At 71.0% G+C, this 16,967-nt stretch carries 17 protein-coding genes and 1 pseudogene; 10 read left to right on the top strand and 8 right to left on the bottom strand.

From position 1 onward, the window contains the following. Nucleotides 1-66 precede the first annotated feature (66 nt). From ACHBTE_RS04650 to ACHBTE_RS04640, 3 genes are all read right to left on the bottom strand, one after another. Entirely contained in the window at nt 67-666 is a 600-nt protein-coding gene (locus ACHBTE_RS04650) for an FMN reductase (RefSeq protein WP_394722067.1), read from the bottom strand. Then, nucleotides 663-1,757 (bottom strand): LLM class flavin-dependent oxidoreductase, encoded by a 1,095-nt coding sequence (locus ACHBTE_RS04645; RefSeq protein WP_394722066.1) that lies wholly within the window; start codon nt 1,755-1,757, stop codon nt 663-665. The genes ACHBTE_RS04650 and ACHBTE_RS04645 overlap by 4 nt, the downstream gene beginning before the upstream one ends. Before the next feature lie 64 nt (nt 1,758-1,821). Further along, nucleotides 1,822-2,445, bottom strand: coding sequence for a TIGR03086 family metal-binding protein (locus tag ACHBTE_RS04640; protein ID WP_394722065.1), 624 nt, complete (start codon nt 2,443-2,445; stop codon nt 1,822-1,824). Between the two features lie 62 nt (nt 2,446-2,507). Here ACHBTE_RS04640 and ACHBTE_RS04635 point away from each other — a divergent pair, with 62 nt between their 5' ends. Further along, entirely contained in the window at nt 2,508-3,347 is an 840-nt protein-coding gene (locus ACHBTE_RS04635; RefSeq protein WP_394722064.1) for a DUF6597 domain-containing transcriptional factor, read from the top strand. Nucleotides 3,348-3,428: 81 nt separating this feature from the next. Here ACHBTE_RS04635 and ACHBTE_RS04630 read toward each other — a convergent pair whose 3' ends face one another. Next, on the bottom strand, nt 3,429-4,337 hold the full coding sequence (locus ACHBTE_RS04630) for an NADP-dependent oxidoreductase (RefSeq protein ID WP_394722063.1): 909 nt from the start codon (nt 4,335-4,337) through the stop codon (nt 3,429-3,431). A 134-nt stretch (nt 4,338-4,471) separates the two neighbouring features. Here ACHBTE_RS04630 and ACHBTE_RS04625 point away from each other — a divergent pair, with 134 nt between their 5' ends. After that, nucleotides 4,472-4,885 (top strand): winged helix-turn-helix transcriptional regulator, encoded by a 414-nt coding sequence (locus ACHBTE_RS04625; protein ID WP_394722062.1) that lies wholly within the window; start codon nt 4,472-4,474, stop codon nt 4,883-4,885. On the opposite strand, the gene ACHBTE_RS04620 is transcribed toward ACHBTE_RS04625, so the two are convergent. After that, nucleotides 4,876-5,319 carry a hypothetical protein gene (locus ACHBTE_RS04620; RefSeq protein ID WP_394722061.1) on the bottom strand — a complete coding sequence of 148 codons (444 nt, stop codon included), beginning with the start codon at nt 5,317-5,319 and terminating at the stop codon, nt 4,876-4,878. The two genes, ACHBTE_RS04625 and ACHBTE_RS04620, sit on opposite strands and share 10 nt — an antisense overlap. 140 nt (nt 5,320-5,459) lie before the next feature. Here ACHBTE_RS04620 and ACHBTE_RS04615 point away from each other — a divergent pair, with 140 nt between their 5' ends. Beyond that, nucleotides 5,460-5,792, top strand: coding sequence for a YnfA family protein (locus ACHBTE_RS04615; protein WP_394722060.1), 333 nt, complete (start codon nt 5,460-5,462; stop codon nt 5,790-5,792). 11 nt (nt 5,793-5,803) lie between these two features. On the opposite strand, the gene ACHBTE_RS04610 is transcribed toward ACHBTE_RS04615, so the two are convergent. Next, nucleotides 5,804-6,232: an ester cyclase gene (locus tag ACHBTE_RS04610; RefSeq protein WP_394722059.1), complete on the bottom strand. Its 429-nt coding sequence runs from the start codon at nt 6,230-6,232 to the stop codon at nt 5,804-5,806. Nucleotides 6,233-6,336: 104 nt separating this feature from the next. Between ACHBTE_RS04610 and ACHBTE_RS04605 the strand changes: the two genes are divergently transcribed. Together ACHBTE_RS04605 and ACHBTE_RS04600 are read left to right on the top strand one after the other, a co-directional pair. Then, the gene (locus ACHBTE_RS04605) at nt 6,337-7,113 is read left to right on the top strand and encodes an SDR family NAD(P)-dependent oxidoreductase (RefSeq protein ID WP_394722058.1); all 777 of its coding nucleotides are present in this window, start codon (nt 6,337-6,339) and stop codon (nt 7,111-7,113) included. A 45-nt stretch (nt 7,114-7,158) separates the two neighbouring features. Further along, nucleotides 7,159-7,464 (top strand): annotated as a pseudogene (locus ACHBTE_RS04600) (tyrosine-protein phosphatase); the annotation flags it as partial. 9 nt (nt 7,465-7,473) lie between these two features. On the opposite strand, the gene ACHBTE_RS04595 reads toward ACHBTE_RS04600, so the two are convergent. Continuing rightward, a complete protein-coding gene (locus tag ACHBTE_RS04595; protein ID WP_394722057.1) occupies nt 7,474-8,667 on the bottom strand; it encodes an RtcB family protein in 1,194 nt (397 codons plus the stop codon). 216 nt (nt 8,668-8,883) lie between these two features. Here ACHBTE_RS04595 and ACHBTE_RS04590 point away from each other — a divergent pair, with 216 nt between their 5' ends. The 3 genes from ACHBTE_RS04590 (at nt 8,884) to ACHBTE_RS04580 (ending at nt 12,263) form a co-directional block, all read left to right on the top strand. Next, nucleotides 8,884-9,747 (top strand): DUF3558 domain-containing protein, encoded by an 864-nt coding sequence (locus ACHBTE_RS04590; protein ID WP_394722056.1) that lies wholly within the window; start codon nt 8,884-8,886, stop codon nt 9,745-9,747. 137 nt (nt 9,748-9,884) lie between these two features. Then, on the top strand, nt 9,885-10,772 hold the full coding sequence (locus ACHBTE_RS04585) for a DUF3558 family protein (RefSeq protein WP_394722054.1): 888 nt from the start codon (nt 9,885-9,887) through the stop codon (nt 10,770-10,772). Between the two features lie 165 nt (nt 10,773-10,937). Then, on the top strand, nt 10,938-12,263 hold the full coding sequence (locus tag ACHBTE_RS04580; protein ID WP_394722053.1) for a DUF2637 domain-containing protein: 1,326 nt from the start codon (nt 10,938-10,940) through the stop codon (nt 12,261-12,263). A gap of 67 nt (nt 12,264-12,330) precedes the next feature. Here ACHBTE_RS04580 and lysS read toward each other — a convergent pair whose 3' ends face one another. Further along, on the bottom strand, nt 12,331-14,073 hold the full coding sequence (gene lysS / locus ACHBTE_RS04575) for a lysine--tRNA ligase (protein WP_394722051.1): 1,743 nt from the start codon (nt 14,071-14,073) through the stop codon (nt 12,331-12,333). A gap of 143 nt (nt 14,074-14,216) precedes the next feature. Between lysS and argS the strand changes: the two genes are divergently transcribed. Together argS and ACHBTE_RS04565 are read left to right on the top strand one after the other, a co-directional pair. Continuing rightward, nucleotides 14,217-15,971, top strand: coding sequence for an arginine--tRNA ligase (gene argS / locus ACHBTE_RS04570; protein WP_394722463.1), 1,755 nt, complete (start codon nt 14,217-14,219; stop codon nt 15,969-15,971). 119 nt (nt 15,972-16,090) lie between these two features. After that, nucleotides 16,091-16,912, top strand: a complete 822-nt coding sequence (locus ACHBTE_RS04565) for a DUF4253 domain-containing protein (RefSeq protein WP_394722050.1) — start codon at nt 16,091-16,093, stop codon at nt 16,910-16,912. Nucleotides 16,913-16,967: the final 55 nt, after the last annotated feature.

Genomic DNA, 16,967 nt, shown 5'->3' with positions numbered 1-16,967 from the left:
CCTGCCAAGCCCTCCCGGTCGTACGACGTGCCGAGCGGCTCTCCGGGCGCCCTTCTTACCGGCCTCTCACCCGGCCGGTCGCAGTGCCGCCAGCTGCTCCGCGAACGGCACCACCGCCGGCTCGTCCCGGGCGGGTGCGCCGGCGCCCGACAGCCCCCGCATCAGCCCCGCCAGCTCCCCCGCCGCCCGCTCGATGCGCGCCTCCAGCCCCTCGGCACCCCAGTCCTCCGAGGCGGCGTAGACGCCGGTCGGGACGACCACGGCCCGCAGGTGGGCGAAGAGCGGACGCAGGGCGTGCTCCAGGACCAGGGAGTGGCGGCCGGTGCCGCCGGTCGCCGCGATCAGCACCGGCAGACCCGCCAGCGCGTCCTTCTCGATCACGTCGAAGAACGACTTGAACAGCCCGCTGTACGACGCGGAGAACACCGGTGTGACGGCGATCAGGCCGTCGGCCGAGGTCACCGCGTCGATCGCGGCGGCGAGCCGCCTGCCGGGGAAGCCGTTGGTGAAGTTGTGCGCGATCTCCACGGCGAGGTCGCGCAGCTCGACGACCTCGACCTCCACGGGGTCCGCGGCCGACCGCTCGGTCGCCGCCGCCAGCCGGTCGCCGAGCAGCCGGGTGGAGGACGGGACGCTCAGCCCCGCGGACACGACGACGAGCTTCATGCGACGGTCACCTCCTGCGAGCCCTTCTTCGCCAGCAGGGAGGCGTGCGTCGGCGCGTCCGGCACGTCGGCAGGCCGCCCGGCGGCGAACTCCTTGCGCAGCACCGGCACGACCTCCTCGCCGAGCAGGTCGAGCTGCTCCAGGACGGTCTTGAGCGGCAGCCCGGCGTGGTCCATGAGGAACAGCTGGCGCTGGTAGTCGCCGGCGTACTCGCGGAAGGCCAGCGTCTTCTCGATGACCTGCTGCGGGGAGCCGACCGTCAGCGGGGTCTGGTCCATGAAGTCCTCCAGCGACGGGCCGTGCCCGTACACCGGCGCGACGTCGAAGTACGGCCGGAACTCACGGATCGCGTCCTGCGAGTTCTTCCGCATGAAGACCTGGCCGCCCAGCCCGACGATCGCCTGCTCGGGCGTGCCGTGGCCGTAGTGGGCGTACCGGGTCCGGTACAGCTCGACCATCCGCTTGGTGTGGTCGGCGGGCCAGAAGATGTTGTTGTGGAAGAAGCCGTCGCCGTAGTAGGCCGCCTGCTCGGCGATCTCCGGGGAGCGGATGGAGCCGTGCCAGACGAACGGCGGTACACCGTCCAGCGGCCGGGGCGTGGCGGTGAAGCCCTGGAGGGGCGTACGGAACTTGCCCTCCCAGGTCACGACGTCCTCGCGCCACAGCCGGTGCAGCAGGGCGTAGTTCTCGATGGCGAGGTTGATGCCCTGGCGGATGTCCTGGCCGAACCAGGGGTAGACCGGGCCGGTGTTGCCGCGGCCCATCATCAGGTCCATCCGGCCGTCGGCCAGATGCTGGAGCATCGCGAAGTCCTCGGCGATCTTCACCGGGTCGTTGGTGGTGATGAGCGTGGTGGAGGTGGACAGCACCAGCCGCTCCGTGCGCGCCGCGATGTAGCCGAGCATCGTCGTCGGCGACGACGGCACGAACGGCGGGTTGTGGTGCTCACCGGTCGCGAAGACGTCGAGCCCGACCTCCTCGGCCTTCAGCGCGATGGCGACCATGGCCTTGATGCGGTCGCGCTCGGTCGGCGTACGGCCCGTGGTGGGGTCCGGCGTGACGTCGCCGACGCTGAAGATCCCGAACTGCATGGTCGCTCACCCTCCAGATTGTTGATGGTTCAACTATACCTGGAGAACGGAGACCCCGGGCGGGCTATTCCCGGCCTTCGCGGCTTGCCCCGGTGAGGCTCCCCCAGTGGGGATCCCTGCCGGTCCGCGCGAGCAGGCGCTCGAAGGGGGACGCGCCCTCCGGCTCGGGGGCCGGCTCCCCGAACACCCCCATCCTCCGGGCCGTCGGCGCCAGGGTGTCCACCGCGCCGGTCAGCTCCGCCACGACCGCCTCGCCGGCACCCGCGTAGTCCTGGCCGGTCGCCCGTGCCAGGTCCCACACATGGACCGTCAGATCGAGCAGCGCCATCGAGCCGACCAGCCGCGCGGGCATGTCCATCCCGCCGGTCCGCCCCTCCTCGGCGCCCGGCGCGGACCAGGCCGCCACCAGCAGATCCGCCTCCCGGGCGAGCCCCTCGCGCCACCCGGCGTTCCCCGTGACCCGGTCCGGGGTGTCGCCGAAGTCCGACGCCTCCTTCGCGGCCAGCCGCTGGAACTGCACGATCACCTGGTAGAGGTGATTGACGAGGGCCTTCACGTCGTACTCCGCACAGGGCGTGGGTGCCGTCAGCGCCTCGTCGGGAATGCCCCGCACCACCGGAACCGCCCGCTCGCGCGCCATCGCCAGCAGCTCGCCGATGCCGTACGTCTTCACACCATTCGCGTCCATGCCCCGACGGTAGGGACATCGACGGCTGCCCTTCTTGAAGAAACGCGACGTACGATCCCGCCATGGAGGCACCCCGGCACGACACCCGCGGGATCGTCGACCCGTCCGGGCTGCTGAACCGCGTGCGGTTCCGTCGCCACGAGCCCGCCGAACCGCTGCGCCGGTACATCGAGTGGTACTGGCTCATCGACTGGGACCTGCCCGCGCCCTACGCCTCCCACGTCGTCCCGCACCCCGCCGTCAACCTCACCTTCCAGTGGGACGAGGACGAGGGGCCGCCGTACGGCGAGGTCACCGGTGTGGCGCTCGGCCTGTACACCAGGAAGCTCAGCGGGCGGGGCCGGGTCTGCGGGGCGAAGTTCCGGCCCGGCGGCTTCCGGCCGTACGCCCCGACGGCACCGGTGACGCGCTGGACCGGCCGCGCGCTGCCCGCACAGGAGGTGTTCGCGCAGGTCACCAAGGACACCGCCGACTCGATCGTCACCCCGGCCGACGACCGCGCCCGGGTCGCCGCCCTCGACGCCTTCCTGCTCGCCGTGCCCTGTGCACCGGATCCGCAGGCCGACCTCGCCATCGACCTGGTCCACGGCATCCGCGCCGACCGCACCGTGCGCCGCGTCGGCGACTTCGCCGAGGCGCGGGGCCTGTCGGTGCGGGCGCTGCAACGGCTCTTCTCGGCCTACGTGGGAGTCAGCCCCAAGTGGGTCATCCTGCGCTATCGCATCCACGAGGCCCTGGAGCACGCCGGCACCCACCGCGACGTCGACTGGGCTGCCCTCGCCGCCGACCTCGGCTACGCCGACCAGGCCCATCTCGTCAGGGACTTCACGGCGACGGTGGGGGTACCGCCGACGGCCTACGCGGCGGAGACGCAGGCGGACCGCCGCGGGCCGGGGACCTGAGGGCGGGGCTCGCGGGCACGGGACCCGCGGCGAGTCCTTGAGGGCAGGAAACTCACGGCCACGGCCCGCACGGGCGCGGCGTCAGGGCACCAGCACCAGCCGGCCCCGCAGGCCGCCCTCCGCGAGCCGGGCGTGTGCCTTGGCTGCGTCGTCCAGTGCGAAGGTCTCGGCCACCCGCGTCGTCAGCACGCCCGCGTCCAGCAGCCGCACCAGCTCCGCCAGTTGTGCACCGTCGGCGCTCACCTCGACCGCGCCGGTCCGCACGCCCCGTACCGAGGCGGGCTCGGCATGCGGGATGACGCCGAGGTACCGGCCGCCGTCACGCGCCTGGGCCAGCGCGCTCTCGCCGAGGAAGGCGGCGTCCAGCACCGCGTCGAAGCCGCCCTCCGCGACGGCACCGCTGATGAACCGCGTGGCTCCCAGCGACCGTACGAGCGCCTCGTCGCCCTCCCGTGCCAGCCCGGTCACCGACAGGCCCCGATGCGCGGCCAGTTGGATGGCATAGCCGCCGACCGCGCCCGCCGCGCCTGTCACCAGCAGCGACGTATCCGGCGTCAACTCCAGCGAATCCAGGGCCTGTACGGCCGTCAGCGCGTTCAGCGGCAGGGTCGCCGCGTGGACGACGTCCACCGTGGCCGGCGCCTTCGCGACCGCGTTCGCGGGTACGACGACGTACTCGGCATGAGTGCCCAGCGGCTCGACCATGCCGTAGTGGAGCGCGACCACCGCGTCGCCGACGGCCCAGGGACCCCCGGCCGGGCCGCCCACGGCCGCACCGACCGCGTCGACCGTCCCCGCGACGTCCCAGCCGAGCCCGATCCGCGTCCCCTCACCCCCGAAGACGCCGGACCGCAGTCCTGCGTCCACGGGGTTCAGCGCGGCGGCCCCGACCTTGATCCGTATCTGCCCCGCGGCGGGCTCCGGCACCTCGGTCCGCACGACCTCCACGGCCTCCGGACCACCGAACGAGTTCACCACAACAGCACGCACAGCGACTCTCCTCAGGGTTTCTGATCTGTCCGCGTCCGGGATGTCCTCCCGATCACTGCGCACAACCCTAGGAAGAGTTACTATCTATCGGTAAGTAGTTACCTGAGAGTGCGTATGTACCCCAGAGGTGAGCCATGGCGACCACGACGGCGGCCCAGCGCCGCGAGCAGGCCCGTGTCGAGTACGACGCGTTCCTCAAGAGCTGCCCCACCAACCAGCTGCTGGACCGCATCAGCGACAAGTGGGTCGGCCTCGTCGTCTCCGCCCTCGCCCCGGGCCCCCTGCGCTACAGCGATCTCGGCCGCAAGATCGCCGGAGTCAGCCCCAAGATGCTGACCCAGACCCTGCGCTCACTGGAACGCGACGGGCTCCTCACCCGCACGGTCACCCCGTCGGTCCCGGTGCGCGTCGACTACGCGCTCACACCCCTCGGGCAGAACCTCGCCCTGCTCCTGACAGCCGTGAAGGACTGGGCGGAGACCCACTTCGACGAGGTCCGCGAGGCCCGCGTGCGCTACGACGCCGACAGCCCCGGTGTTCAGAAGTAGTACGTGTCCCCCGTGTCCAGCACGAGCACCCGCTGCGTGCCGGCCCCGCCGCCCGGCGTGGTGGCGAACTCCAGCAGCACCTCCGACGGCGCCCCCGTCAGGCGTACCCGCACGGCGATCCGCTGTCCGGTCCTGCCCGCGGCCAGCGCGCCCACCGGGCACGTCACCGTCCGCTCATCCGCCCGCGCACACCCCTTGGGCAGCGTCTGCCGCTCCGCCAGCGGCGCCGACCAGCGCAGCCGTACCGTCGAGTCCGGCACCGCCTTCGGCCCGTCGTTGCGCGGCGTGAACCGTACGTCGACGCGGCCCGCGGACAGGACGGCGGAGCCGTGATACGCCAGGCCCGCCGCGGGCGCGTCCGCCGCCCCGGCGCCCGGCGCCGCCCCGCCGACCACCGCCAGCACGGCCGCCCCGCACACCGCCACAATCCGCATCCGCCGCATACCGTCCGCTCCCGGCCGCCCAGTCCTCGCTCCACCGTGGTCGTACGGATGTATCCCACGCGGCGCCACGGGCAGGCGCCGTCCAACAGGTGACGCGAGGACCCGGGTGCGGGCATGCGAAGCTGAGCCGCATGCTTGTGCTGCGCTCCGCCGCCCTGTTCGTCGTCGCCGCGCTCTTCGAGATCGGCGGCGCCTGGCTGGTCTGGCAGGGCGTGCGCGAACAACGGGGCTGGCTGTGGATCGGCGCGGGCGTCATGGCCCTCGGCGCCTACGGCTTCGCGGCGACGCTCCAGCCCGACGCCGAGTTCGGCCGCATCCTCGCCGCGTACGGCGGCGTCTTCGTCGCCGGCTCACTGGCCTGGGGCATGATCGCCGACGGCTACCGCCCGGACCGCTGGGACATCACAGGCGCCCTGATCTGCCTCGTGGGCATGGCAGTGATCATGTACGCACCACGCCGCTGAGAGTCGGAGCGTCAGGCCGGCGGCAGCAGCCCCAACTGGTCCAGGAAGTCCATCTCGTCGAAGTAGAGCCGGTAGTCGACGATGTGTCCGCTGTCGTCGACGGTGGCGAAGTCCACGCCGCGGATCCTGATCTCCTTCTGGGTCGCGGGCAGCGTCTCGCCGGTGGGCAGCTGGATCGGCCCTGTGTTGCGGCCGGTGAAGACGCCCTCGTCGATGGCGGTGTCGCCGACCTCGTAGGAGTGCACCGTCTCGTACCTGCCGTCCGGGACCGCTTGCGTCATCTGCCGCCAGTACGCGGCGATGTCGTCCCGCCCGTGCAGCTCCCCGCCGTCCGGGGTGACTGCGGTCGCGTCCGTGGCGTAGAGCTCGGCGATGGCGGTGGAGTCCGCCGTGGTGATCGCCGCGGTGAGCCGGTCCATGACTTCGCGTGCCTGTCCCATGATCCACCTCCTGCCCAGGGGATCACCCATCCCATTGTCGCACCGCATCGCCCGCCTATCCTGGCCGGACAGTCCCTGGACTCGACCATGCACGAGGAGCAGCCATGCCCACCGCAGCCCCGTCCCCCGCCGCCCGGATCGCCGTCGTCACCGGCGCGAGCGGCGGAATCGGCGCCGCCGCGGCACGGCAGCTCGCCGCGGCCGGTTACCGGGTCGTCCTGACCGCCCGCCGCAAGGACCGCATCGAGGCGCTGGCCGAGGAGATCAACGCGGCCGGTCACTCGGCCACCGCCTACCAGCTGGACGTCACCGACCGCGCGGCGGTCGACGAGTTCGCCACGGCCTTCAGGACGATCGGCGTCCTCGTCAACAACGCGGGTGGCGCACTCGGCGCCGACCCGGTGGCCACCGGTGACCCGGCCGACTGGCGCACGATGTACGAGACGAACGTCATCGGCACCCTGAACCTCACCCAGGCCCTGCTTCCCGCGCTGGACGCGAGCGGCGACGGCACGGTCGTGGTCGTCTCCTCCACCGCCGGCCACGCCACCTACGAGGGCGGTGCGGGCTACGTCGCCGCCAAGCACGGCGCCCATGTCCTCGCCGAGACCCTGCGCCTGGAGATCGTCGGGCGCCCGGTCCGCGTCATCGAGATCGCGCCCGGCATGGTCAAGACGGACGAGTTCGCCCTGACCCGGTTCGCCGGCGACAAGGAGAAGGCGGAGAAGGTCTACGCGGGCGTCGCCGAGCCCCTCACCGCGGACGACGTCGCCGACACCATCACCTGGGCCGTGACCCGCCCCAGCCACGTCAACATCGACCTCCTGGTGGTCCGCCCCCGCGCCCAGGCGTCCAACACGAAGGTGCACCGGGACCTGTAGCGGCGCAGTAGGTCACGCGGTGCGGACAGGCACATACCCTTCGCTGTGCTGCACAACTTCCGTGACCTGGGCGGCTGGACGACGACGGACGCGGACGTGGACCCCGGCCCCTATCCGGCCGAGCGCTGCACTCAGGTGGCGCAGGACGGCACGAAGGAGATCCGTGCCGCCCTGGAACTCGTGGCGGACGCAGCGGAGTCGGGCACCCCGCCGGCCTTCCACTGCGCTTCGGGCAAGGACCGCACCGGCCTGCCGGCGGCCCTGATCCTGGGCCTGCTCGGAGTGCCGGAGCCGACGATCGCCGAGGACCTCACCCTCACGGAGCGAGCACTCGCCGCGTCCGCCCTCGACCTCGCCGCGTCAGCCCTTGACGCAGACGACCTGCTTCAGCTTCGCCACGACCTCCACGAGGTCCCGCTGCTGATCGATGACCTGCTCGATCGGCTTGTAGGCCCCCGGGATCTCGTCCACGACGCCGGAGTCCTTACGGCACTCCACGCCCCGCGTCTGCTCCTCCAGGTCCTTCGTCGAGAAGCGCCGCTTGGCCGCGTTGCGGCTCATGCGCCGCCCGGCGCCGTGCGAGGCGGAGTTGAAGGACTTGGCGTTGCCGAGGCCCTTGACGATGTAGGAACCCGTGCCCATCGAGCCCGGGATGATCCCGAACTCGCCGGAGCCGGCCCGGATCGCGCCCTTGCGGGTCACGAGCAGGTCCATGCCGTCGTAGCGCTCCTCGGCCACGTAGTTGTGGTGCGCGCTGATCTCGGCCTCGAAGGTCGGCTTGGCCTTCTTGAACTCCTTGCGGACCACGTCCTTCAGGAGCGCCATCATGATCGTGCGGTTGTACTTGGCGTACTCCTGCGCCCAGAACAGGTCGTTGCGGTACGCCGCCATCTGCGGGGTGTCCGCTACGAAGACGGCGAGGTCGCGGTCGACCAGGCCCTGGTTGTGCGGGAGCTTCTGGGCGACGCCGATGTGGTGCTCGGCCAGCTCCTTGCCGATGTTGCGGGAACCGGAGTGCAGCATCAGCCAGACATGACCGGTCGTATCCGTGCAGACCTCGACGAAGTGGTTGCCGGAGCCGAGTGTCCCCATCTGCTTGCCGGCCCGCTCCTGACGGAACTTGACGGCGTCCGCGATCCCGTCGAACCGGCCCCAGAAGTCGTCCCACCCGGCCGAGGCGAACCCGTGCAGCCGGCCGGGATCGACCGCGTGGTCATGCATCCCACGGCCCACCGGAATGGCCTGCTCGATCTTCGAGCGCAGCCGCGACAGGTCCCCCGGCAGGTCGTTGGCCGTCAGCGAGGTCTTCACCGCCGACATCCCGCAGCCGATGTCCACACCAACCGCCGCGGGGCACACGGCCCCCTGCATGGCGATGACGGAACCGACCGTCGCACCCTTGCCGTAGTGGACGTCCGGCATGACCGCCAGGCCCTTGATCCACGGCAGCGTCGCGACATTGCGCAGCTGCTGAAGGGCCACGTCCTCGACCGTCGCGGGGTCCGTCCACATCCGGATCGGCACCTTCGCGCCCGGCATCTCCACGTACGACATATCGTCCTCTATCCCCCGGAAACCCAACACAAGTCTGAAATCGCAATACCGGCGCCAGGGTCGATGAAAAGGGACATCGGACCGGCGTTCACGGCAGTGCGTGCGATACACATTGTCTGCAGGGGTCGCACCCGCGCGGCAAGCGATTAACCAGCGGGGACACTGAAGAACCGGCAACGGACCGACCACCCGGCCACCGTGGAGAGGAGCCTGACCGTGCAGCGGAAGGCGTACGTATCCGGCGTCGCCGCGCTCCTCGCGGCGCTGCTGGCCGGCTGCACCGGCGGCTCCGACGACGGCGGCACCACCGACGAGTCCAACCCCGACGACTCGGGTACGGCGACCGCGGTGGCCGAGCCCGGCCGGTACCGCACGCTCCCCGAACCCTGCGGCGTGGTCGGCGAGGAGACCCTCGACTCCCTGCTGCCCGGCATCAAGCAGCTCGCCGACGCGGAACAGCGCGAGAAGACCTACGAGGGCACTCCGACGCCCACCTACGACACCGACCGCAAGGCCGGGTGCCGTTGGAAGGTGGAGTCGGCCGAGGCCACCGACCATCTCCTCGTCGACTTCGCGCGCGTGGTGTCGTACGACACATCGGTCAGCGACGACAGCGAGGCGGAGCAGCTCTTCGCGAAGGAGCAGGAGGCCGCCGACCTGCCGGAGCCGGTGAGCACCGACACCGCCGAGACCGGTGACGCCGGTGAGACCGGCGAGACGGGTACGGGCGCCCCGTCCGGCCGCCCCAGCGGCTCACCCTCATCCTCGGCGTCCTCGTCCGCCTCGGCCACCGCGTCCCCCTCCGCCTCGGCCTCCGCCGGCACCTCGGCACCGGCCGGGCTTCAGCCCCGCGTCCTCGAGGACCTCGGCGACGAGGCCTTCCTCGACGACCAGCTCGGCGGCTCCGGTTCGACCGCCCAGCAGCGCACGGTGACTGTGGTGTTCCGCACGTCCAACGTGGTCGTGACGATCGAGTACGCGGAGCAGCCGGCAACCGTCGGCACGGTCCCGGACAGCGAGGAAATGCAGGACAGGGCCCAGAAACTGGCCGCGCAACTGGCTGACGAACTGGCGGAGTAGCGCCCCTCGGGCACCCCGGTGCGCCCGGGTGCGACGTAACCGAAACGAGACCGCACAGCTTCTTCACCGCGTACCGTGGCCCCTCGGACCCGATCCGACCGCAGGAACCACGAGTGTCACTCATGAGTGAAGGAACCATGCAGCGAGCAGCTAAGCGAGACCAGCATGAGCAGCGTGAGAAGCGGGTGAAGGGCCTGCACCGCGTCCTTGCCGGCGCGGTCGCCGTCCCCGTGATGCTGATCACCGCGGGCTGTTCTTCGGACTCCGGCTCGGACGACGGAGCCGGAGACGGCGCGGCGAAGGACTCGGCCTCGACGTCGGCCTCCGCGAGCCCCACGCCGACCGTGCAGGCGGCGGCGTACAAGTCGCTTCCCCAGTCGTGCAAGGTGCTGTCGAAGAAGACCCTGGAAGACCTGGTCCCCAAGGCCAAGTCCGGCAAGGCCGGCAAGTCGGACAGCCCCTCCTCGCGTGGCTCCTGCTCCTGGAGCAGCCTCGACAACAACGGCGTGAAGGGCTCGCAGTTCCGCTGGCTCAACGTCTCCCTGCTGCGCTTCGACTCGGACGCCGCGCGCGGCTCGGGCGACAAGCTGGCCCGGGAGCACTACGAGACGCAACTGCAGGACGCCCGGGCGGTCAGCGGCGCGAAGAACACGAAGTCGGCGCCGGTCGCCGGGGTGGGCGACGAGGCGACCGCGGTGCGCTACGACCTGAAGAAGAAGGAGGGCGCCTTCAAGCAGCAGACGGTGGTGGCCCGGGTGGAGAACGTGGTCGTCACGCTCGACTACAACGGCGCCGGTTACGCCGGTGACAAGACCCCGAGCGCGGACACCCTGGACAAGCTGGCGCGCAAGGCGGCCAAGGAGGCGGTGGCCGCGGTCAAGGAGGCCAACGGCGCCGGCGGTGCGGGCACGCCGAGCAGCACCCCTTCGAAGTCGGCTTCGAAGTCTCCCTCGAAGTCCCCCTCCGGCAGCCCCTCGAAGACGGCGTCGAGCTCCCCGTCCAAGTCAGCGTCGAAGAAGAGCTGACCGTCACACCTGTGTGCCGCTGAGCCCGAACTCCCTGCTCAGCAAAGCCCTTTGGCCGAGCCCGGTTCCCCATGGGGGCCGGGCTCGGCTGTCACGGCGATCCGCCCGCCGCACAGATGTGCCACCCTGTTGCGCGCAACAACACGCAAGGGGAGGGGAGTACGAGTGGCCGCGCCACCGCAGCTGACCCGGATGCACCGCGTTCTCATCGGCGTGGTCGTGTTCGGCGCCGTGATCATCGCCGGCATCGGCTTCGCCGGTTCGTACGCGGCCGTACGCGAGCTGGCCATCCAGAAGGGCTTCGGGAACTTCAGCTATGTGTTCCCGATCGGTATCGACGCGGGCATCTGTGTGCTGCTCGCCCTCGACCTTCTCCTGACGTGGATCCGCATCCCCTTCCCGCTTCTGCGGCAGACCGCCTGGCTGCTGACGGCGGCGACGATCGCGTTCAACGGCGCGGCGGCCTGGCCGGACCCGCTGGGCGTCGGCATGCACGGCGTGATCCCGATCCTGTTCGTCGTGTCGGTGGAGGCGGCCCGCCATGCGATCGGGCGCATAGCGGACATCACGGCCGACAAGCACATGGAGGGCGTCCGGCTCACTCGCTGGCTGCTGTCACCGGGGCCGACGTTCCTGCTGTGGCGCCGTATGAAGCTGTGGGAGCTGCGCTCCTACGAGCAGGTCATCAAGCTGGAGCAGGAGCGCCTGGTCTACCAGGCCCGGCTGCGCTCCCGCTTCGGCCGCTCCTGGCGCAGGAAGGCCCCCGTGGAGTCCTTGATGCCGCTGCGCCTGGCCCGGTACGGCGTCCCGCTGGCGCAGACGGCCCCGGCGGGTCTGGCGGCGGCGGGCATCGAGCCGGCCCTGCTGCCCCCGGTGCCCAAGCAGGCCCTGGACGCGGTGCCCGCGGCGAACGTGTCCGCTCAGGCCCCGGGCCTGGCCGCGGCCGGCCCCGCCGCCGTGCCGGCAGCCGTTCCCCAGCAGTCGGCGCAGCCGAGCGAGCGGCGCCCGGAGCCGGCCGCCGTCCCGGACGCCGCCGAGGAACCGGACTATGTGCAGGACTGGTTCAACACGCCTCGCCAGGTCGAGTACCAGGGCGGCTACAACGCCTCGTACGAGCCCCAGGAGCACTACGAGGACTGGTACCAGGAGCAGCTGCGGGCGGAGCAGTACCAGGACCAGTACCAGGAGGAGCCCCCGCTCCAGGAGCCCTCGCCGGAGGAGACCGGAAGCTTTCCGATCCCGGTGAGCCCCGGCCGCACACGTGAGCTCGGTGAGGGTGGCGGCACGCCGGAGCCCGCGGAGCCGGGTGAGGACGAGTACTACCAGATCTTCCGTCAGTCGATCGACGGCAGCTATCCGACGCCGCGGGTGCTCGGCGACAACATCCAGGCGACGTACGGCACGTCGCTGAGCCCCAGCGCGCTGAAGACCATGGCGGAACGCTTCCAGCAGCGCCACTCGGCGGAGCTGGAGGAGGACCACATCGCCTGAGGGGACGGCGTACGACGATGGGGCCGCCCGGTGTTCACCGGGCGCCCCCATCACCGTGGAACCGGTGTCACTCCCCGAGCAGGGCCCGCACCCGCTCCTGCCCCACCGCCAGCAGCAGCGTGGGCAGGCGCGGTCCCGTGTCCCGGCCCACCAGCAGGTGGTACAGCAGCGCGAAGAACGACCGCTGGGCGGTCTTGATCTCCGGCGGCAGCTCCTTGGGCGTGGCGTCCGCGGAGAAGCCGGCCTGCACCTTGGGCACGCCGTAGACGAGATGGGTCAGCCCGTCGAGCGACCAGTGCGACTCCAGTCCGTCGAGCAGCAGCCGCAGCGACTGCTGGGACGCCTCGTCGAGGGACTTCAGCAGCTCGGCGTCGGGCTCGTCGCGGACGATGGTGCGCTGATCGGCGGGGACCTGGGTGTTGATCCAGGCCTCGGCCTTGTCGAACCGGGGACGGGCCTCGTCGAGCGCGGCCAGCGGGTTCTCCGGGTCCAGCTCGGAGAGGATCCGCAGCGCCTGGTCCTGGTGGCCGGCGGTGATGTCGGCGACGGACGCGAGCGTCCGGTACGGCAGCGGCCTGGGCGTCCTCGGCAGCTCGGCGCCCGCCGTGCGCACCGCGCGGGAGTGCGCGGCGACGTCGGCCGGCAGCGCCGAACCGTCCGCCACCTTCGCGTCCAGCTTGTCCCACTCGTCGTAGAGCCGCTGGATCTCCTGGTCGAAGGCGATCTTGAAGGACTGGTTGGGCCGGCGGCGGGCGTAGAGCCAGCGCAGCAGCTGCGGCTCCATGATCTTCAGCGCGTCGGCCGGGGTGGGCACCCCGCCCCGCGAGGACGACATCTTCGCCATCCCGGAGATCCCCACGAAGGCGTACATGGGCCCGATCGGCTGCTTGCCGCCGAAGATCCCGACGATCTGGCCGCCCACCTGGAAGCTCGACCCCGGCGACGAGTGGTCGACGCCGCTGGGCTCGAAGACGACGCCCTCGTACGCCCACCGCATCGGCCAGTCGACCTTCCAGACCAGCTTGCCGCGGTTGAACTCGTTGAGCCGGACGGTCTCGGAGAAGCCGCACTCGTCGCAGGAGTACGACAGCTCGGTGGTGTCGTCGACGTAGGAGGTGACGGTGGTGAGGTCCTTCTCGCAGTTGCCGCAGTAGGGCTTGTACGGGAAGTACCCGGCGGAGCCGGAGGAGCCGTCGTCCTCGCTGGCGGCCCCCGACCCCTCGGCGGCCTCCAGCTCGGCCTCGTCGACCGGCTTCTGCGACTTCTTGGCGCCGCCCTTGGCCTTGGTGCGGTACTGGGCGAGCACGGCGTCGATGTCACCGCGGTGCTTCATGGCGTGCAGGATCTGCTCGCGGTACACCCCGGAGGTGTACTGCGCGGTCTGGCTGATCCCGTCGAACTCGACGCCCAGCTCGGCGAGCGACTCGACCATCGCCGCCTTGAAGTGCTCGGCCCAGTTCGGGTACGCCGAGCCCTGCGGGGCCGGGACGGAGGTCAGGGGCTTGCCGATGTGCTCGGCCCAGGACTCGTCCACGCCCGCGATGCCGGCCGGCACCTTGCGGTAGCGGTCGTAGTCGTCCCAGGAGATCAGATGCCGGACCTGGTGGCCGCGCCGCCGGACCTCGTCGGCGACCAGGTGCGGGGTCATGACCTCGCGCAGGTTGCCGAGGTGGATGGGGCCGGAGGGAGAGAGTCCGGACGCGACGACGACCGGTTTGCCCGGGGCCCGACGCTCCGACTCCTCGATGACCTCATCCGCGAAACGGGAGACCCAGTCGGTGGTCTCGGTGCTCTGAGCCACGATCGGCACGTCCTTCTTTCTCCAGGGCAGCCGTACGGTCAACGGCCGGTGCCCATTCTCCCAGACGGCATCGCGCCCGGGAAAACCCCTTTACCCCCCATGGGATACTGAGCGTGTCTATCAATTCCCACGAGGAGAACGGCACCCATCCCATGACCTCGGTCACGTCGCTCACCGCTCAAGTCCAGCAGCGTCTCGCGAACGCCCTGTCGGCCACCCGGCCGGAGGCCGACGCCGACCCGCTGCTGCGACGCAGCGACCGGGCCGACTTCCAGGCCAACGGGATCCTGGCCCTCGCCAAGAAGGCCAAGTCGAACCCCCGGGAGCTGGCGACGGAGGTCGTCGGCAACATCGTCACGGGTGACGTGATCAAGGACGTCGAGGTCTCCGGCCCCGGCTTCCTCAACATCACGATCGCCGACCGGGCGATCACCGAGAACCTCGCCGCGCGGCACGCGGACGGCGAGCGGCTCGGCGTGCCGCTGAAGCAGGACGCGGGCGTCACGGTCGTCGACTACGCCCAGCCGAACGTGGCGAAGGAGATGCACGTCGGCCACCTGCGGTCGGCGGTCATCGGCGACGCCCTGCGGGGCATGCTCGACTTCACCGGCGAGAAGACGATCGGCCGGCACCACATCGGCGACTGGGGAACCCAGTTCGGCATGCTCATCCAGTACCTGTTCGAGCACCCCGGCGAGCTGGCCCCCGCGGCCGACGTCGACGGCGAGCAGGCGATGAGCAACCTGAACCGGGTGTACAAGGCGTCGCGTGCGGTCTTCGACGCGGACGAGGAGTTCAAGGAGCGGGCCCGTAAGCGGGTCGTCGCCCTCCAGTCCGGCGACAAGGAGACGCTCGAGCTGTGGCAGCAGTTCGTGGACGAGTCGAAGGTCTACTTCTACTCGGTCTTCGAGAAGCTCGACATGGAGATCCGGGACGAGGAGATCGTCGGCGAGTCCGCGTACAACGAGGGCATGCCGGAGACCGCACGCCTGCTGGAGGAGATGGGCGTAGCGGTCCGCTCCGAGGGCGCGCTGGTCGTCTTCTTCGACGAGATCCGGGGCAAGGACGACCAGCCGGTGCCGCTGATCGTGCAGAAGGCCGACGGCGGCTTCGGCTACGCGGCCTCCGACCTGACCGCGATCCGCAACCGCGTCACCGACCTGCACGCGACCTCGCTGCTCTACGTCGTGGACGTACGGCAGTCGCTGCACTTCAAGATGGTCTTCGAGACGGCCCGCCGGGCCGGCTGGCTGAGCGACGGCGTCACCGCGCACAACATGGGCTACGGCACGGTGCTGGGCGCGGACGGCAAGCCGTTCAAGACGCGTGAGGGCGAGACGGTACGCCTTGAGGACCTGCTGGACGAGGCGGTGCAGCGGGCCGCCGAGGTCGTCCGGGAGAAGGCGCAGGACCTCACCGAGGACGAGATCCAGGAGCGGGCCACGCAGGTCGGCATCGGTGCGGTGAAGTACGCGGACCTGTCGACGTCGCCGAACCGGGACTACAAGTTCGACCTGGACCAGATGGTGTCGCTGAACGGCGACACGTCCGTGTACCTGCAGTACGCGTACGCCCGTATCCAGTCGATCCTGCGCAAGGCGGGCGAGACGAAGCCGGCCGCGCACCCGGAGCTGGAACTGCACGCGGCGGAGCGGGCGCTCGGCCTGCACCTGGACGCGTTCGGCGACACGGTCTTCGAGGCCGCCGCGGAGTACGCCCCGCACAAGCTGGCCGCGTACCTGTACCAGCTGGCGTCGCTGTACACGTCGTTCTACGACAAGTGCCCGGTGCTGAAGGCCGAGACGCCCGAGCAGGTGCAGAACCGTCTGTTCCTGTGCGACGTGACGGCCCGGACCCTGCACCAGGGCATGGCCCTGCTGGGCATCCGGACGCCCGAGCGGCTCTGACCACCCGCACCACGACCACGGCCCGTCCTCTCCCGCCCGGAGGGGGCGGGCCGCGGTCTTGTCGCGGGCCGTGGCGGCCCGGGAGTTCATTGTCAGTGCCACCCCCTACAGTCACCGGCATGGCGACACTTCCGAATCATCTGCCGAAGCTGGCCACCGACCCCACGGGCGCCGCCCTGGGACTTCAACTCCCGCCCGGGAGGCTGCTGGACGCGACGGATGAAGGGCCGTGGCACGAGCCGCTCATATGGCTGGCGGACGGCCGGGCCGCACTCAGCGGCTGGGCCGCGCTGCGGCGTACGGCACCCGCCGTCGGACTGCTTCCGGTCCTTCTCGACGTCGGCTCCGGTCATGGCGGGCCGGAGAGCTGGGAGTTGATGCCGGGCGAGATGTCGTATCCGGGTGATCATGACGTCGAGGAGGTGCTGGCGGAGCTCTGGGACGCGTGCGCGCAGGACGACGCGGACTGGCCCGGACAGCGAGACGCGGAGCGCGCGGACGCCGCCGACGCCGGCCACGTCACGGACCCGGGCCTGGACCCCGAGTCCCTCGCCGCCGACTTCGTGGGTTCTCTCCTCGACGGCGACGGCCCCCTGGAAGAGCCCCGGCTCGCCCTCGTCCCGGCCCGCCGCAGCGCCGACATCCCGGCGGCGCTCGGCTGGACGGGCCCGGTGAACCACGAGGACGACACCGGCCGTCTGTCGGCGGTGCTCCGCTCCTGGGAGGACCGGTTCGGCATACGGGTCGTCGCCCTCGGCTTCGACACGCTGCTGGTGTCCGTGGCCGCCCCGCCCACCACGCTCGCGGAGGCGGAGGCCCTGGCCGCCGAGCACCTCGCGTTCTGCCCCGACAACCTCTGGCAGGGCAGCGAGCCGACCCTTCGCGGCTACGCCGAGAACCACCTGCTCGGCCGGCCGGCCTGGCACTTCTGGTGGGACTGACCGAGCCGCCCGATGCGTAGGGGGTGGCCAGACGTGTAGGAGGCGGCCCGATGCC

This window comes from Streptomyces sp. M41, from assembly GCF_043673425.1.
In the GTDB taxonomy this organism is placed as follows: domain Bacteria; phylum Actinomycetota; class Actinomycetes; order Streptomycetales; family Streptomycetaceae; genus Streptomyces.
The sequence above is the reverse complement of the archived record's forward strand: the minus strand, read 5'-3'. Positions and strand labels throughout refer to the sequence as shown.

Bases quoted from the DNA above. Each gene is read 5' to 3' on its own strand.
- ACHBTE_RS04635 (WP_394722064.1), top strand. From the start codon at position 2,508: ATGGAGGCACCCCGGCACGACACCCGCGGGATCGTCGACCCGTCCGGG.
- ACHBTE_RS04610 (WP_394722059.1), bottom strand. From the start codon at position 6,232: ATGGGACAGGCACGCGAAGTCATGGACCGGCTCACCGCGGCGATCACC.
- ACHBTE_RS04650 (WP_394722067.1), bottom strand. From the start codon at position 666: ATGAAGCTCGTCGTCGTGTCCGCGGGGCTGAGCGTCCCGTCCTCCACC.
- ACHBTE_RS04595 (WP_394722057.1), bottom strand. From the start codon at position 8,667: ATGTCGTACGTGGAGATGCCGGGCGCGAAGGTGCCGATCCGGATGTGG.
- ACHBTE_RS04625 (WP_394722062.1), top strand. From the start codon at position 4,472: ATGGCGACCACGACGGCGGCCCAGCGCCGCGAGCAGGCCCGTGTCGAG.
- ACHBTE_RS04565 (WP_394722050.1), top strand. From the start codon at position 16,091: ATGGCGACACTTCCGAATCATCTGCCGAAGCTGGCCACCGACCCCACG.
- ACHBTE_RS04640 (WP_394722065.1), bottom strand. From the start codon at position 2,445: ATGGACGCGAATGGTGTGAAGACGTACGGCATCGGCGAGCTGCTGGCG.
- ACHBTE_RS04645 (WP_394722066.1), bottom strand. From the start codon at position 1,757: ATGCAGTTCGGGATCTTCAGCGTCGGCGACGTCACGCCGGACCCCACC.
- argS (WP_394722463.1), top strand. From the start codon at position 14,217: ATGACCTCGGTCACGTCGCTCACCGCTCAAGTCCAGCAGCGTCTCGCG.
- ACHBTE_RS04620 (WP_394722061.1), bottom strand. From the start codon at position 5,319: ATGCGGATTGTGGCGGTGTGCGGGGCGGCCGTGCTGGCGGTGGTCGGC.
- ACHBTE_RS04585 (WP_394722054.1), top strand. From the start codon at position 9,885: ATGCAGCGAGCAGCTAAGCGAGACCAGCATGAGCAGCGTGAGAAGCGG.
- ACHBTE_RS04605 (WP_394722058.1), top strand. From the start codon at position 6,337: ATGCCCACCGCAGCCCCGTCCCCCGCCGCCCGGATCGCCGTCGTCACC.
- ACHBTE_RS04615 (WP_394722060.1), top strand. From the start codon at position 5,460: ATGCTTGTGCTGCGCTCCGCCGCCCTGTTCGTCGTCGCCGCGCTCTTC.